Source organism: Acidimicrobiia bacterium (genome assembly GCA_040289475.1).
Taxonomy (GTDB): Bacteria; Actinomycetota; Acidimicrobiia; order ATN3; family PSLF01; genus PSLF01.
The window spans coordinates 248,760-263,084 of sequence record PSLF01000001.1; the positions used below are offsets into that span (position 1 = coordinate 248,760).

Consider the following 14,325-nt stretch of genomic DNA (forward strand, 5'->3'; position numbering starts at 1 on the left):
GGCTTTCAGGTCTGGAAGAGGTTCCGCTATGCCAGGTAGATCCGAGACCAAAGAGGGGGGGCTCAGCGAGGTCATAATCGTCGGCGGAGGCCCCGCCGGCCTCACCGCGGCGGTGTATACAGCCCGTGCCCTCCTTGATCCGGTAGTGCTGGAGGGAGAGTTGGGGCCGTTCGGTCAGCAGCCTGGGGGGCAGCTTATGCTCACGACCGAGGTGGAGAATTACCCCGGATTTCCAGAGGGGATTCTCGGCCCCGACCTAATAGGTCGCTTTCGCACGCAGGCGGAGCGATTTGGAGCCAAGCTTGTCGGAGCTGCTGCAACTGCGATCAACTTACAAAAACATCCATTCGAAGTCCAAACCGCTGACTCCATTTACTACGCTCGGGCTCTAATCCTAGCCATGGGCGCTTCGCCCAAGAGGCTCGGGGTGCCCGGGGAATCCGAGTACATGGGAATGGGAGTTTCGACGTGTGCTACGTGCGATGGCGCTTTCTTTAGAAACCGCAAAGTTGCGGTCATAGGAGGTGGCGATTCGGCTATGGAAGAGGCCCTGTTTCTAACCCGGTTTGCGGATAAAGTCACCGTGATTCACCGCCGGGACGCATTGCGGGCCAGCAAGATAATGCAGGAGCGCGCATTTGCCAACCCCAAGATCGAGTTCGTGTGGAACTCAAAGGTACTAGAGATCATGGGCGAGCAAGTTGCGACCGGTGTTCGACTAGAGAATGTAAAAACTGGCAAAGTCACAGAAATCCCGTTCGACGGAATTTTTGTAGCAATAGGCCACGCCCCCAACACCGATCTCGTCAAAGGGCAGCTCGAGTTGGACGAGCTCGGATACATAAAGACTCGGGACTTTACTAGGACATCGGTGGAGGGCGTATTCGCCGCTGGCGACGCAGCTGATCGCCGCTACAGGCAGGCCGTCACCGCAGCTGGATTGGGATGCATGGCTGCCATCGATGCATCGAGATGGCTCGACGAAAACCCTGTTATCGAACCAGAGGACAAAAACGCAGATACGTCTCGAGATAGAAAATGAGCCGAAACAATATCGTCACTCTCCAACAACCTGGCTTCGACGAGTTTGTGAAGTCATCAACTATTCCGGTTCTGGTCGACTTCTGGGCGGAGTGGTGCGGCCCCTGCAAGGCTATGGAGCCGGTTCTCGAAGAACTTGCAGCAGAGTACGAGGGTCGTTTGGTCATCGCAAAAGTAAATGTCGACTCCGAGCCCGACCTGGCCGCGCGATTCGGGATTATGGCCATACCAACTATGGTCCTTCTCAGTGAGGGCGAAGAGGTCGAGAGGATTCGAGGCGCCCTGCCACGCCATGCCCTCTCGGACCGGCTGGCCAAGCACCTGTCGACCGGACCATCTCCGGAGCCTCGGACCTAACGTCGTCGACGACCTGCAGGCCGGGGGTAAAGTGACCCGACCAGCTAGTCAAGGAAGTGCTTCTCCCTCCGACGAGGTACTGCTACTTTGAGTTTTGGAACTTTTGGGAAAGGAAGCGCTGGTTCGAAGATCAGCGAGCTCCAGACGCGACTGCGCTCGCTCGGATACGCGATCGACGATACCGAGGTTTCTACGGGCCAGTTCGGTCCCTCGACTGAAGCAGCGGTCCGCTCATTCCAACAGGATCACCGCTTGTTGGTAGACGGCTTGGTCGGTCCCGAAACCTGGGAGACGCTGATAAGCGCAGGCGTATCTCTTGGAGACCGGCTCTTGTACTATACCGAGCCGATGCTGGAAGGAAGCGACGTCGCCGAGTTGCAAGGTCGGCTCAACGCCTTAGGCTTCGACTGTGGTAGAGCCGACGGCGTGTTTGGCCCTCTCACCGAGCGAGCCCTCAAGGAGTTCCAGCGCCAGGCTGGCGTCGTAGCAGACGGCGTGTTTGGCCCTCTCACCCATGCGGCCCTAGAGACTCTAGGAGAGCGAGGGCGCCTCCTGAGTGGTGGCTCACCCACAGAGGCGTTTCCTCCAAACTTAGGCCTACGCGGCGCCAGAGTTTACATCGACACTCCATCTGGCTTCGAACGCCGGACGTCGCCTGCTATCGACGCAGAGATCGCACGTCTTTCCTCGTCTCTCGCAAACGCCCTGGCACGGCACCTCGATGACCGAGGGGCGATAGGACACCAGCGAAGACGCGTCGGTCAATATCTCACCGCCGAAGAGCGAGCCGCTCTCGCCAACGCGACCGATCCTCACGTTGTCGTCTCGCTTGGGATGAACTGGGCTCCCGATCCGGACGTAGCTGGCACCGCATCGTACTACTTCGCTGGCTCAAGCGGATTCTCAAAGGGAGGGCGCCGCCTTGCGGCCCTATGCCAGGAGTCACTAGTGCGAACGCTGGGTCGTCCGGATTGCAGAATTCATGGGCGGAGCTGGGCGATATTGCGGCGCACTCAAGCCCCATGCGTGGTAGTCGAGCCGCTCACGATATCCAACCCGGAAGAAGCCAGACTCGCTCGATCAAGGGATATCATCGAATCGATAGCTGCGGCACTGGTCTCTGCCCTGGAAAAGTACTTCTCCGGCGAGCAGGCTGGATAGAAATGTTTCTATGTCCTTGCCCCGATTATTCCTCGCGCTTGCAAACCGTTTCAACGATCCTCTCGAGGTCGGACACGTCTGCGAAGCGTATCGTGATCGTTCCGCCACCTCGTGCCCCAGGCATTACTGAAACCTCCGTCTGAAGAGCTCGTTCCAACAAGCGCTCCGCCTCCACAAGACCGGCCGCTGGCACCTTCGCCGAGCTTTTCCTTTTGACGCGCCCACGACCACACGCCTCCCGCTCTCGAAGCGCCCCGTCTGCGGCCTCCGCTAGGCGTCTCGCTTTTTCCTCGGCTTGCCTGACTGACAAGCCCGCATTCGCTATTTCCACCCCGAGCCGCTCCTGAGCGAGCCTGTCCTGAACCATGAGAATAGCTCGGGCGTGCCCGGCGGTTATCTTTCCCTCGGCAAGCAGCCTTTGGACTGCCGGTGGCAGCTGAAGCAGCCTCAAGGCGTTGGATATGGCGGGTCTAGACTTTCCGACCTTGGCGGAGATCTCGTCGTGTGTGAGGTTGAAGTCCTCAATAAGCTGCTGGTAGGCACTAGCCTCCTCCAGGGGTCCCAGCTGTTCCCTCTGCAAGTTCTCGGTCAAAGCGTGAACCACTGCATCCGTGTCGTCAACGTCGCGCACTATTGCGGGGATTTTCCTAAGGCCGGCCCTACGTGCCGCTCGCCATCGTCTCTCGCCAGCGATTAGCTCGAAGTCATCCTCCCTCCGCCGTACAATCACTGGTTGCAGGAGCCCCACTTCCCGGATGGACGCCGAAAGCTCATTTAGCGCCTCTTCGTCAAAGTTCTGTCTGGGCTGATAAGGACTCGGCTTAACCTTGTCTATTGCTATCTCTTCGAGGTATCCGCCCTCTTCGCTGGGGGGGATAAGTGCGGCAATCCCTTTCCCCAGCCCTCCTCTGCGCCTCATTTCAATAGACCTCCTCTGTGCTCAATGCAAGACGGCTTCCTGAGGAGTCTTTCCTCCTCGAGGACAGCCTCACGCTACCTCGCCCCCGTGTGACCCACCTCTCTCTGGGGTGAGGTTCCCCCTAGGTCGATACCCGCTGTTCCCCACACTCTTGCCACAAGCTCCTCGGCGGCCGCGCGATACGCTGCTGCGCCTCTGGAGGATGGATCGAAAATCGCGATAGGCTCTCCGTAACTGGAGGCCTCTGCAAGTCTCACCGACCGCGGGATCACCGTCTGGAAGACCAAATCCCCAAAATGCTCCCTCACTTCCCGAGCCACCTCCGCCGATAGACGCGTCCTTGCATCAGCCATCGTCAGAAGCATTCCGATTACGCTAAGGCTCTTGTTCAGGCTGCGCCGAACGAGAGAGACGTACTCTAGAAGCTGGCTCAATCCCTCCAACGCAAAGTACTCACACTGGATGGGGATCAGCACAGCATCTGCGGCCGTGAGCGCGTTCACTGTGAGTAGCCCTAGTGACGGAGGGCAGTCAATTAGGGTTATGTGGTGATCGTTTCGCACCCAATCGAGTGCCTGCCGGAGCTTGGTCTCGCGCGCTATCTCGGCGACAAGTTCGATCTGGGCGCCCGCCAGGTCGCCACAGGCTGCTATCAGTCGCATTCCCCCGACTCCGGGGACGTCGACCGCTATTGTTCGGGGATCTTTGGCTCCGGTTATAGCCTCGTAGCTGGTTGAGCCTGCCAAGTCCGAGGCCTTAACCCCGACTCCGGTGGTGAGGTTCGCTTGTGGATCCAGATCGACCGCTAGGACTCTATAACCCATCGACGCTACCCACGCGCCGATGTTGATCACGGTCGTTGTTTTCCCAACCCCACCCTTTTGATTAGCGACAGCGATCACCGTCCCCCCACGTGGAGGCGACGGGGGGCCTTCGGTGTATTCCTTGGTCGACGACGCCAATTCTGATTTATGCTCCATCTCCAGGACCAACGTGGGCTCGTCGTCTTCAGAATTCGGAGTATTAGGGTCATAACTCACTGTCGTAGAGGGGTTTCGAACTTCATCACCAGTAGCTCGCCTCGAGATGCTAAATGAGAAGGCCTCGTCCACTTTCCCACGAGTCCGGCCGCGCGGCAAGCACTCTCGCATGCCAACCTGGATTCCCGGTCCGGGCGTCCTGCCCACACTACAGCTGTTCCATCTTTTTCAAGGTGTGCCGCCGCTATCTGAGGCGTTCTTAGTAAGGGTGCCACCGCCCTTACCAGCACTACGGAAAACAACCTGTTTTCTTGCGCTGACACGGCCTCGGCTTCGTCTAACAAATGTGCGACCGGAATACTCTCACGCTGAACGAAATGTCGTTCCGAGGATGTCATGCGTATCATCTTCGGCCGATTCCAACACGCATCGCTGGGTGAGACGACGACTGCCGGCACCCCGAGCTCAAAGCAGATCCTCGCCATGAATGCCCGCCGCTTCCTTGACCTCTCTACGAGGAATACTCTTGGCAACGGTGCTCCCGCCGCTACCCGCCATCTTCGGTCCACCCCAACACTCGATTGTCCGTTCTCCCCGTCTTCGTCTCTTTCACCGCTATGTCCCACCCCATGCAAATCGGCTCCTTCGCTGGCGCTGCCATCGTTCTTTTCGGGTTTACCTTTCCGGACGCCATCGACTAAAAGAGCAACCACGACACCAGGAAGGCCATTTCCCGACCCAATGTCTGCAATCGTCTCCGCCGAGGCGAGGTCGGGCAACAACTCCAGGACCGCTGCACTGTCTTCAATGTGCTCTAATACTTTTGTAGGAGTTCGGTCTCCCCGAGATAGGGTCCCGGGGGCTTCCATCAGCCTAAGGGCGTACGATAGGAGGGCGCGAGTTACGTCGCCTTGCGGGCAGAAACCCAGGGTTCGTACCTTCTCTACCAGGTTGGATACGCCGGTCTCCAGATCTAGCAATTTCAACGTTCCATCCGAGTTTTCATCCCGGGCCCCATTAGAACATGACCGTGAAGCCCCCTCCACCTAACCAGCGGTAGCCGCCAGCAACGGCACAGATCGTGGGTTTCCGCTTTTGTCGACAGAACCCGGTTCTATGTGCCTCCAGGCTCGCTGTTGGCGGATATTGGCTAGGTCCGGGTGTTTTCCAGGAGCAAGACAATCTCTTTAGACATCAAACGCGGCAAATCCGAGAAGGGACGCTTGGGCGCCCACTTCCGGAGGGGCCATGTGAGAGTTTCACGTGAAACTACCCCAGGGTCTGTCGCAAATACTGAAAAGTCAGATGGGAGCGTCTCGTTTTACATGAGGCCTTCTAGCGCATAAATCGCCCAGGATTGTCCCATGAGCCCCTCGCTCTCGCTCAGGCTGCAAGTTTAAACCCCTACATATCTCAACTGCGTCGTGCGCCCCCGGGTTTTTAGCGAAAATTTCGAAAGCCACGCCGTGTGGCTCAAGCCGGCACTATGACCACGCTCCGCCTCGGCTCTTCCCCCTCCGAGTAGGTTCGCACACCTTCGACGGTCTTCACCGCATCGTGAACAATTTTTCTGTCAGCAGCCGACATTGGTTTCAGCGTGATTTGCTTGTTTTCTCGCACTGCCTTTTCTGCCAAGTTTCTCGCAAACTCCTCGAGCTCCCGGCGCCTCTTCTCTCTATAGCCAGCAACATCGACGACGATGCGCGCCTTGCTACGCAGTCGCCGAGCCACGACCGTCCTCGTCACTTCCTCTATTGCGTGTAGCGTCGCTCCGTGGTGCCCTATTAGGATTCCCAGTCCGTCCCCGTCGATAGTTGCCACCACAGTCCCTTCCTCTGCGGTCGCATCCACTTTGGCCCTGAGCCCGAAGACATCCACCAATCCCTCGAGAAATTCCCTTGTCAGGCGGGCTGCCGCTGGCGCTGTTGCCTCAGGAGGAAGACCTTCTTTTGGCCTCACCCTAACCTTGGCCTTTGCCCCGAAAAGCCGCCCAACCAGCGGCTTGGACAAAACTTCGATTTCTGCCTCCTCTTCGGACAGCTGCGCCTCTTCTAGAGCGGCTGCTATCGCCTCCTCGATGGTCTCTCCACTTGCCTCTATCCACTCCACCGACGTTCACCTTTCCTTCTTGGCTACGGAGTTATTTCTAAGTCCTATCATTCATGTGTCCACGCCCATGAGTCACACCGCCGTGTCCGGCCACGTATGGCTCCCTAGACCCTTGAATCTCGCACCCCTAAGGGGCGAGATGCTCGCATACGCCCAGATAGCGGAGTCCGCACAGCGCAATGATTATGCTGCCCATAGCTCTAACAACGAGCAGCGGCGGCCCCTCATTGCGAATACGACCCCAGCTGCCAGACGAAAAGTCACCGCTTCCTCCTCCGCTTCTTTGGCCGCCGACCAGCTCCTGCTGCTTCTGCCACCACTCGGCGCTCTTCCGAGTTCGCCTGTTGGCGCAGGGTAGATGAACCAGCCCTATATCCGGTTGCGTTGGATGTGCGGTTGCTGTCGCGTCCTTTAGCGCCGTTGCTAAGTCTTGCCTCGCTACTCTCCACATGCGACCCGTTCTTGGTTGACACCTGTTTTAGAGATTGATCGATTTTGGCCGCTGCTTCTTCCCTGTGCCTCAACAGCAAACGCTGCTGTCCAATCTGAATTAAATTCCCTACTAAGAAGTAGATGCCAAGCCCAGCGGCCAAGGTATACGTAATGAACCCGAACACGATAGGCAAGACCTGCTGCACCGCTTGAGCTTGCGGATTTATCTCGACATCGCTCGATTTTTGCATCTGTCGTTGCTGATACCACTGCGTGGCTGTGACCAGGCCGACCAAGAGTAAAAATAGGAAAAAGGCCACCCCTCTCTGGCCAGAGCCCGGCCTAGTAAGGTCAATTCCCAAAAGGCTCACTCGATGGTGCTGAATCGCCTCGAACAATGAGCTCCACGGCGGAAGAAAAGCCGTCCCGGGCGCGCACTGCGATGGCTGACCCACCTCATTGGTGCAAAAATCTGTCACCGCACCGGCGAATCTATGGGTAGGTGCAGCGCCCCATGCGACCCCAATTGCCGACCAAATTACGAACATGATGGGCGCCTGGACTAACAGTGGAAGGCATCCACCCAAAGGGTTGACGCCGTGGCGTTGGTAAAGTCCCATAACCTCTTCATTGAGGCGGACCCGATCATCTTTGTACTTTTGCCTCAGTCGCATTAGCTCCGGCTGAAGCTTTTGCATAGCTGCCATTGCTTTTACTTGTTTTGCGGTGAGCGGATATAGCGCTGCCCGCACAGCCACGGTGAGAAGCGCTATGGCGAGCGCATAACTCCGGCACACCGCATACAGCCCAGCCAGCGCTCCGCCGACGAGGCGCACGAGCACCCCGTAGACCGCCCCGAGTAGATTCCCTCCAGCAAGGTCTCGACTCAAAGCATCGTAAAGATACGCAAGATAGCGTGACATCACTCAACTTCTCGCTTTCGCACGGGATCGTAACCACCCGCTGCCCACGGATGGCACCGCAGTACCCGCCTCGCCGCCATAAGCCAACCGGCGAAGAAGCCATACTCGGTCAGTGCCTCGATGGCATACTCAGAACATGTCGGCAAATACCTGCAGTGTGAGCCAAGGAGTGGGCTGACCGTCCGTTGATAAATACGGATCATGCTCACACTCAACCTGGTGCGCCCGCTGCGCTGGCCCCATGCTTCTTCCTTTCGCTTGCTAAGTTTGCGGTTACCGCTGAGGTTTCCGTTAGACCTGGACTCTCCACGTAATTTCGGAGCGGGACTCTGCCTCGATCGCCCTGCCTGCACAAGTACCCGCTTCACGATCTTTCGCAACTCTTCTGCAGGGATCCGCTCGGCGCCGGGCCCTGCAATCACGACATATTCAAATCCCTCCCTCAGAGCCTGTCGGCTTTCCCACACGGCCGCCTTCACCCGTCGACGCGCCCGGTTGCGCCTCACGGCGCTTTTGAAGCCCCGGGTGGCAACGACGGCTATCTTGTAGCGCGGAGTGAACGCCGCCTCACCTTTCTTAGAGTAGCCCGTGCCACGGCTCTCCCGAGCCACAGCCCGTACAGGCCCACTACGAGCCCTCTCGCCTTCGCTCAACACGGCCGCGATCGATTTCGATCCTCGAAGCCGGTATCTCCTAGGAATCACTCCCACACCGTGGGTACCCAACACCGGGACCCGCGTCGCGCCTACGCGCTCAGCCGCTCTCGGCCCCTGGCCCTTCTGCGCGAGATGATGGTTCGTCCCGCCCTGGTGCGCATACGATGCCTAAAACCGTGACGGCGCTTGCGACGTCTATTCTTGGGTTGAAACGTCCGTTTCATCAATCCGTCCCAGATTCAGCCAGCCTCCTGGCACCTGACCCCTCACCAGACCATTTATTCTTCCTCGACAGTGTACACCGGCGGTATTCCGGGGTCCCCCGTAGGTGGCAACGTCCTTATGTCTTCCGCCATGCGGAATTACCAAGGTTACAACGCGCCCAATTAACACATCCAGCTGTATCTTCGCCTCCGTTGCCGGGGGTTGTACCCAAAATCTGCAGCACAACCTCAGCCTCTCAAGCAATACAGGCAAAAACTCCCATGTCAACTGCGTTTCCTATGGGCCAATTGACGTGTTTCGGCATACATGTATACTCATCACGCATTTCCCCGAGTAGGTAGGGCCATATCCTCTAGGGCTACCGCCTAAGCGGAGGTTTCCAAACAAGGCGAGCGCCGCTTCACAAGGGCAGTAACGTACGGCGGGCTCGCTAGCAGGGGATTAGGCGGTGGTTAGAACTACCAGTTATCAATGGTTTTCCACAATTTCTGTGGAAAACCTGGTGGTTTCTATGGCTAATTTCTGGCCAAGACGTGCGCTGGTTTTGGAGGGCTTCTGTGTCTAATATCTCCGGTGAGCTGACCATCGAGTTATGGGAGTCCTGTCTTCAAAACCTCTCCTCCCGGGTTTCCGCCGCCACCGTAAAGACTTGGCTGGCTCCTACCAAGCCTGTCTCTATACGCGGGGAGACTGTCGTTATAGCGGTGCCCAATCCCTTTATTGAGCAGCGGATCAGGGAGGGTCTCCTTCCCTGCCTCGAGACCGCTCTTTCCGAGTTGACTGGTATTGCCCAACCTCGAATCGAGTTCGTCGTCGACCCCGATATGCCTCTGGGGGAGGTTCCTGTCGCTCCCACGGTATCGACCGCGGCCTCTTCCTCTTCTTCGAGCCCAGCCCGACAGCACGCAACTTCACTTTCGGGTACGGCACACGGTGTTCGCCCTGACAGCCACTCCTCAAGATCCCAGCATCAACGTCCTTCAATGCAGAGACTTTCGCCGAAGTACACTTTTGACAACTTTGTGGTCGGCGACTCCAATCGTCTCGCACATCACGCTGCCCGCGCTGTCGCCGAGCAACCAGCCCAGGTTTACAACCCTTTGTTTATCTACGGGGGGGCTGGACTGGGTAAAACTCATCTCCTCCATGCAATAGGAATGGAGGTCAATAGGCTCTATCCCGAGCGCAAGGTGGAGTATGTCACGTCAGAGAGCTTCATTTCCGAGTTCATAATGGCTATCCAATACGACCGGACGAGCCAGTTCAAACAGCGCTACCGTTCAGTAGACGTGCTACTCGTGGACGATATCCAATTTCTGGCCAATTCAGAAAAGACCCAGGAGGAGTTTTTCCACACTTTCAATGCTCTATACAACGATGACAAACAGATGGTTATCTCCTCGGACCAGCCCCCTGGCCAGATTGGCTCCCTGGAGTCGCGACTGCGCAGCCGTTTTTCCCTCGGTCTTACCGCAGATATCCAGGCACCTGACTTTGAGACCCGCGTCGCTATCCTCAGAAAGTACGCTTCCAACCATAGGGTAAGGGTCCCGGACGAGGTACTTACCTACATAGCCAACCTCTTTACAAGTAATATCCGCGAGCTCCAAGGTGCTCTTACTCGGGTCGTAGCCTCCGCGACACTCGACGATGTCCCGATTAGCCTACACTTAGCGGAGCGGGAGCTGCACTCCCAGGCTCCCCGACACTCAACTGCTAAACCGATTCACCCAACCGACATTCTCGCAGAAGTTGCAGCTTACTTCGGAGTCACCCCCGCTGAGCTCGCATCTCCTGCTCGCCGCCGAGCTCTAGTCACAGCTCGTCAGGTCGCCATGTATCTATGTAGGAGCCTTACCGATCTGTCCTTACCTCAAATCGGGGACCTCTTCGGTGGTCGCGATCACACCACGGTCCTACACTCCTTACGAAAAGTCGAGTCTCTCCTCAAAGAGAAGAGGTCTGTATACGACCAGGTATCCGAGCTTACTAACCGTCTTCGGTCCAGCTCGTGAAAGTCCTGGTTCCCCCTGAATTAGCATGCTGTGTTTCAACTGTGGATTTTTCTACTACAAGTTGGGGATTACATTTCTGGTTACTGTACGTTTTCCTCTTTTCATACACCTATTTTCACATTTTTTCACATTCAAAAATCTCTTCTTTAGTCATTAAATCCCTTATAAATTCCGGTTACTTCCAAATATTCACAACTTTGTTTTTTCTATTAACACCACCAAGTTTTATTAAAACTGAAGGAGGTTAACTGTGGATATAACGATTCCCCGCGACCACCTAGCCGACGCTCTACAGGTATGTACTCGCATAATTGCTTCCAAAGCTTCTCGCCTATCCGGTGGTGTCCTTTTACAAACAAACGAATATGACGAAATCGAGATTATCGCCACCGACCTTCAAACCGTGTTCTCGACCCGTTTACAGAGCGTTGTGCGGAAACCAGGTTCTGTGGTCTTGTCGGCTAAATGGCTGCAGGACGTAGTTAAGGTGCTATCAAATTCAGAGGTCGATATTACGGAGAGATCCGGGGAAGATGCGGTGGCATTGCGATCCGGAAGTAGTAGATACATTTTACGAACTATTCCGCTGGATATTTTTCCACAGGTTACGACAGAGATTGAAAATAGTGTGTGCAGTGTCGTATTGGAAAAAGACGATTTTGAGCGGGCAGTAGGCCAAGTCGCAGTGGCTGCTGGCACGGACGAGGCGAGGCCTCTTTTTACGGGATGTTTGATCGACGCTGGAAAAGATCGATTGAAGTTTGTGGCTACAGATAGCTATCGGTTAGCGGAACGCCGGTTGGAAGCGAAGGTCACAGGAGAGGATGTAAAAGTAGTGATAGGCGCGCGTATTTTAGAAGAGGTTAGCCGTCTGAAGTTTGAGTCTAGAGGAAAAGTCACTTTGAATTTAGGAAAGGACTCAGCATCTTTTGAAATAGGTCAACATAGGCTCAAAACCAGGTATATAGAGGGGACATTTCCCGATTACGAGCGCTTGATTCCGCAGGAGAATCCTAATAAATGTGAGGCAGCGCGCCATGCGTTTATGGAGAGCGTTAAAAGAGTTAGTGTTCTTGCGAGAGATTTAACCCCGGTAAAAATATCCCTTTCAGAACAGGAAGTAGTTGTGGAGGTAAAAGATACGGAGATTGGTGAAGCTACGGACGTGGTGGAGGGCGCAATTTACAGGGGGGAAGATTTAGAGATAGCTTTCAATCCAAAGTACTTGATGGATGGAGTAGGGGGGTGTGAGGGGGAAAGGGTAGTTATAGAAATGAAAGATTCCTTGAGCGCGGTACTAGTAAGGGGAGAGGGCGACGATCGGTATCGACATTTAATTATGCCAATTCGGTTGTAGATGAAGGAATTATAAGAGTGTATCTTACGGATAGTTCTACACTTGGAGGATTAACCTAGAAAGTGTCGAGTCGGTATGTGGTTTTGGAGGAACTACGGCTGAAAAACTTCCGAAACTACGTCTCAGAGAGTGTTTATCTCGGAGAGGGACTGTTTTTTCTAGAGGGACCAAACGGGGCGGGAAAGACCAATTTTGTCGAGGCCATTTACGTTCTGGGAAGCGGGAGGTCGTGGAGGCCGGGTGGTTACTCTGCGATGATAGCGACGGGGGCGGAGGCGGCGGGTGTAGCGGGAACGGTGTCGAGGATGGGTCCGGGAACGGAGAGCTGTCGGCGCGAGTGGCGGCTGGCGGTCGAAATTCGACATGGGCTTTCGCTAGCGATAAATGGCCGAGCCGCCCGGTGGAGCCAGAATACGAAGATTTTTCCAGTAGTGGCATTTTCTCCTGAAGATCTTTTCCTAGTGAAAGGAAGCGCTGAGTCCAGGAGGGATTGGCTGGACTCGATTGGAAGGGGCGTATTTCCAGGCTACGCCGGTCGAAAGACGCGATTTGAGAGGGCACTCAAGCAGAGAAATAAGATGTTGCGAGAAGCGAGGGAGCGACTAAATAGCCTCGGTGGAGCCCAGAGCCTGGAAGTTTGGAATGAGGAATTCGCTAAATGCGCGGCGGAGCTCGTTTGCAAAAGGCTAAACGTCTACCAAAGGGTTAGGCCGCTGCTGGAGGAGGCACTAGATTTTCTGGGGATCGGCAGTACGGCACGGATAACCTATTTAGCGAGGTTGGAGAAGCTCTTGCCCGCAGACACCTGGGAGGCTGCTCTCGGAGGAGACACAAGCCTGGTTGAAGATGAATACAAGCAAGCTCTTTCTAAACGGCTCGGGGACGAGCTCCGGCGTGGCCTGTCGCTTGTCGGACCACAGCGCGATGATATCGAAATTCAGATTGATAAGCTTTCGGCTAGGGAGGAGATTTCTCAGGGGCAGCAGCGCTTGGTTGCCATTGCGATGCGCTTAGCCGAGGCCTCATTGCTAGAGACGTTGTCTACAACAAAGCCGGTACTAGTTCTGGATGATGTTTTCTCCGAGCTAGACCACCACAGGCAAAGAAGGGTGTGGCAGAGGATTGCGCCCCAACAAGGGTTCATTACTTCGACATCCGCTGAACGCCTCGATACAGGGTCTTTAGGGATTCCGATGCGAGTTCTCCGAGTCCGACGGGGAAGGGTCGAGCGAGAACGCGGTGCTCTGGAGGGAGAAGGCCCAGAGTCGAACATCGACGCGCCCGAGTAGCGCACGTCGATACTGCCTGCACCCACAGGGGCGGGCGACCCTCGAGGAACCGACGGCTTTCTAATCCTAAAAAGAAGCCACTCCACTGGCAGTGGCCTCATTGCCAGACAGCAATAGTCGGTGGGCTCCATATTGTGAGACGCAAGAAAAAAAACAGGCGGAAACCGGTAATCCGGGGCTCGTGGAGGGACGACCGACCCAGTACGGGCGAGCACATCGATCACGGCACCAGCCGGGGGAGCCCGGCGATTCGTGGAAGTTTAGAGCCCGTCGAGCGGCTGGTTGGCGAGGAAATTGCCCGCCTCGGTGGTATCATCGAAGGTGCACCCGGTTCAGTAGAGAACCGGCAGCTCAGGCGGAAGTTTGAGGATCTTCTCAGGGGCTGCGAGTACACGTTTCGGGGTGGTCAGTTGGTTATATACGCCCCCCACCCAGCACGAGCAGCGAGGATTAGGCTAGATGGGGATCGGATAGCGCAAGCCTGGCAAGAATTGAGGGGCGGCGCTGAAAAACCCGCAATCGTGGTCCGAGTCGAGCCGGCGGAACCGGAGTGACTGAGTCCGCTGGCAAATCGGGGGAACCTTTGCAGAATTGTATCGAACGCAGCAGAACGCGCCTGGTTGAGGCGGCTTATGCCGACCGAGCGCTCAAGCTACGACCAACAAGAACCGCGCTGCTCGCACGATGCCTCGGCAAACTCGTCGGAACAGCAAGGCTCTCAGTGGATGCCGGCCACGAGTTAGGGTCGGCAAGGGTGTGTTTTAGTAGATTGGACTCCTTTAGGGGAAGACACGGCTATTGCTAGCAGAGATGGCCGAGCTAGGCTTCGGAAAAAAGATTCTGGTTGAGCGCTGGCCGATC

General features: G+C 56.1%; 14 protein-coding genes. 7 read left to right on the top strand and 7 right to left on the bottom strand.

Going from position 1 to position 14,325, the window contains the following annotated elements; all coding sequences use genetic code 11:
- Window positions 1–28 precede the first annotated feature (28 nt).
- The 3 genes from trxB (at window position 29) to C4318_01130 (ending at window position 2,559) form a co-directional block, all read left to right on the top strand.
- On the top strand, window positions 29–1,042 hold the full coding sequence (trxB, locus tag C4318_01120) for a thioredoxin-disulfide reductase (GenBank protein ID MER3453747.1): 1,014 nt from the start codon (window positions 29–31) through the stop codon (window positions 1,040–1,042).
- Complete coding sequence (trxA, locus tag C4318_01125) at window positions 1,039–1,398, top strand: thioredoxin (protein ID MER3453748.1); 360 nt, start codon at window positions 1,039–1,041, stop codon at window positions 1,396–1,398. Before trxB ends, trxA begins: the two co-directional genes overlap by 4 nt.
- Window positions 1,399–1,485: 87 nt before the next feature.
- Window positions 1,486–2,559 carry a hypothetical protein gene (locus C4318_01130; GenBank protein MER3453749.1) on the top strand — a complete coding sequence of 358 codons (1,074 nt, stop codon included), beginning with the start codon at window positions 1,486–1,488 and terminating at the stop codon, window positions 2,557–2,559.
- Between the two features lie 25 nt (window positions 2,560–2,584).
- Here C4318_01130 and C4318_01135 read toward each other — a convergent pair whose 3' ends face one another.
- The 7 genes from C4318_01135 to C4318_01165 form a co-directional block, all read right to left on the bottom strand.
- On the bottom strand, window positions 2,585–3,478 hold the full coding sequence (locus tag C4318_01135; protein MER3453750.1) for a chromosome partitioning protein ParB: 894 nt from the start codon (window positions 3,476–3,478) through the stop codon (window positions 2,585–2,587).
- Window positions 3,479–3,552: 74 nt separating this feature from the next.
- Window positions 3,553–4,458, bottom strand: a complete 906-nt coding sequence (locus C4318_01140) for a hypothetical protein (protein ID MER3453751.1) — start codon at window positions 4,456–4,458, stop codon at window positions 3,553–3,555.
- A gap of 56 nt (window positions 4,459–4,514) precedes the next feature.
- Window positions 4,515–5,327 carry a hypothetical protein gene (locus C4318_01145; protein MER3453752.1) on the bottom strand — a complete coding sequence of 271 codons (813 nt, stop codon included), beginning with the start codon at window positions 5,325–5,327 and terminating at the stop codon, window positions 4,515–4,517.
- A 604-nt stretch (window positions 5,328–5,931) separates the two neighbouring features.
- The gene (locus tag C4318_01150; protein ID MER3453753.1) at window positions 5,932–6,567 is read right to left on the bottom strand and encodes a hypothetical protein; all 636 of its coding nucleotides are present in this window, start codon (window positions 6,565–6,567) and stop codon (window positions 5,932–5,934) included.
- 260 nt (window positions 6,568–6,827) lie between these two features.
- On the bottom strand, window positions 6,828–7,922 hold the full coding sequence (locus C4318_01155) for a hypothetical protein (GenBank protein ID MER3453754.1): 1,095 nt from the start codon (window positions 7,920–7,922) through the stop codon (window positions 6,828–6,830).
- The gene (locus C4318_01160) at window positions 7,922–8,275 is read right to left on the bottom strand and encodes a membrane protein insertion efficiency factor YidD (GenBank protein MER3453755.1); all 354 of its coding nucleotides are present in this window, start codon (window positions 8,273–8,275) and stop codon (window positions 7,922–7,924) included. The genes C4318_01155 and C4318_01160 overlap by 1 nt, the downstream gene beginning before the upstream one ends.
- 392 nt (window positions 8,276–8,667) lie before the next feature.
- Window positions 8,668–8,802 (bottom strand): 50S ribosomal protein L34, encoded by a 135-nt coding sequence (locus C4318_01165; GenBank protein ID MER3453756.1) that lies wholly within the window; start codon window positions 8,800–8,802, stop codon window positions 8,668–8,670.
- A 585-nt stretch (window positions 8,803–9,387) separates the two neighbouring features.
- On the opposite strand from C4318_01165, the gene C4318_01170 reads away from it, so the two are divergent.
- The 4 genes from C4318_01170 to C4318_01185 all read left to right on the top strand — a co-directional run bounded on the left by C4318_01170 (window position 9,388) and on the right by C4318_01185 (window position 14,018).
- A complete protein-coding gene (locus tag C4318_01170) occupies window positions 9,388–10,818 on the top strand; it encodes a chromosomal replication initiator protein DnaA (GenBank protein ID MER3453757.1) in 1,431 nt (476 codons plus the stop codon).
- 250 nt (window positions 10,819–11,068) lie between these two features.
- Complete coding sequence (dnaN, locus tag C4318_01175; GenBank protein ID MER3453758.1) at window positions 11,069–12,175, top strand: DNA polymerase III subunit beta; 1,107 nt, start codon at window positions 11,069–11,071, stop codon at window positions 12,173–12,175.
- A 62-nt stretch (window positions 12,176–12,237) separates the two neighbouring features.
- The gene (locus tag C4318_01180; GenBank protein ID MER3453759.1) at window positions 12,238–13,464 is read left to right on the top strand and encodes a hypothetical protein; all 1,227 of its coding nucleotides are present in this window, start codon (window positions 12,238–12,240) and stop codon (window positions 13,462–13,464) included.
- 134 nt (window positions 13,465–13,598) lie between these two features.
- Window positions 13,599–14,018: a hypothetical protein gene (locus C4318_01185; GenBank protein ID MER3453760.1), complete on the top strand. Its 420-nt coding sequence runs from the start codon at window positions 13,599–13,601 to the stop codon at window positions 14,016–14,018.
- Window positions 14,019–14,325: the final 307 nt, after the last annotated feature.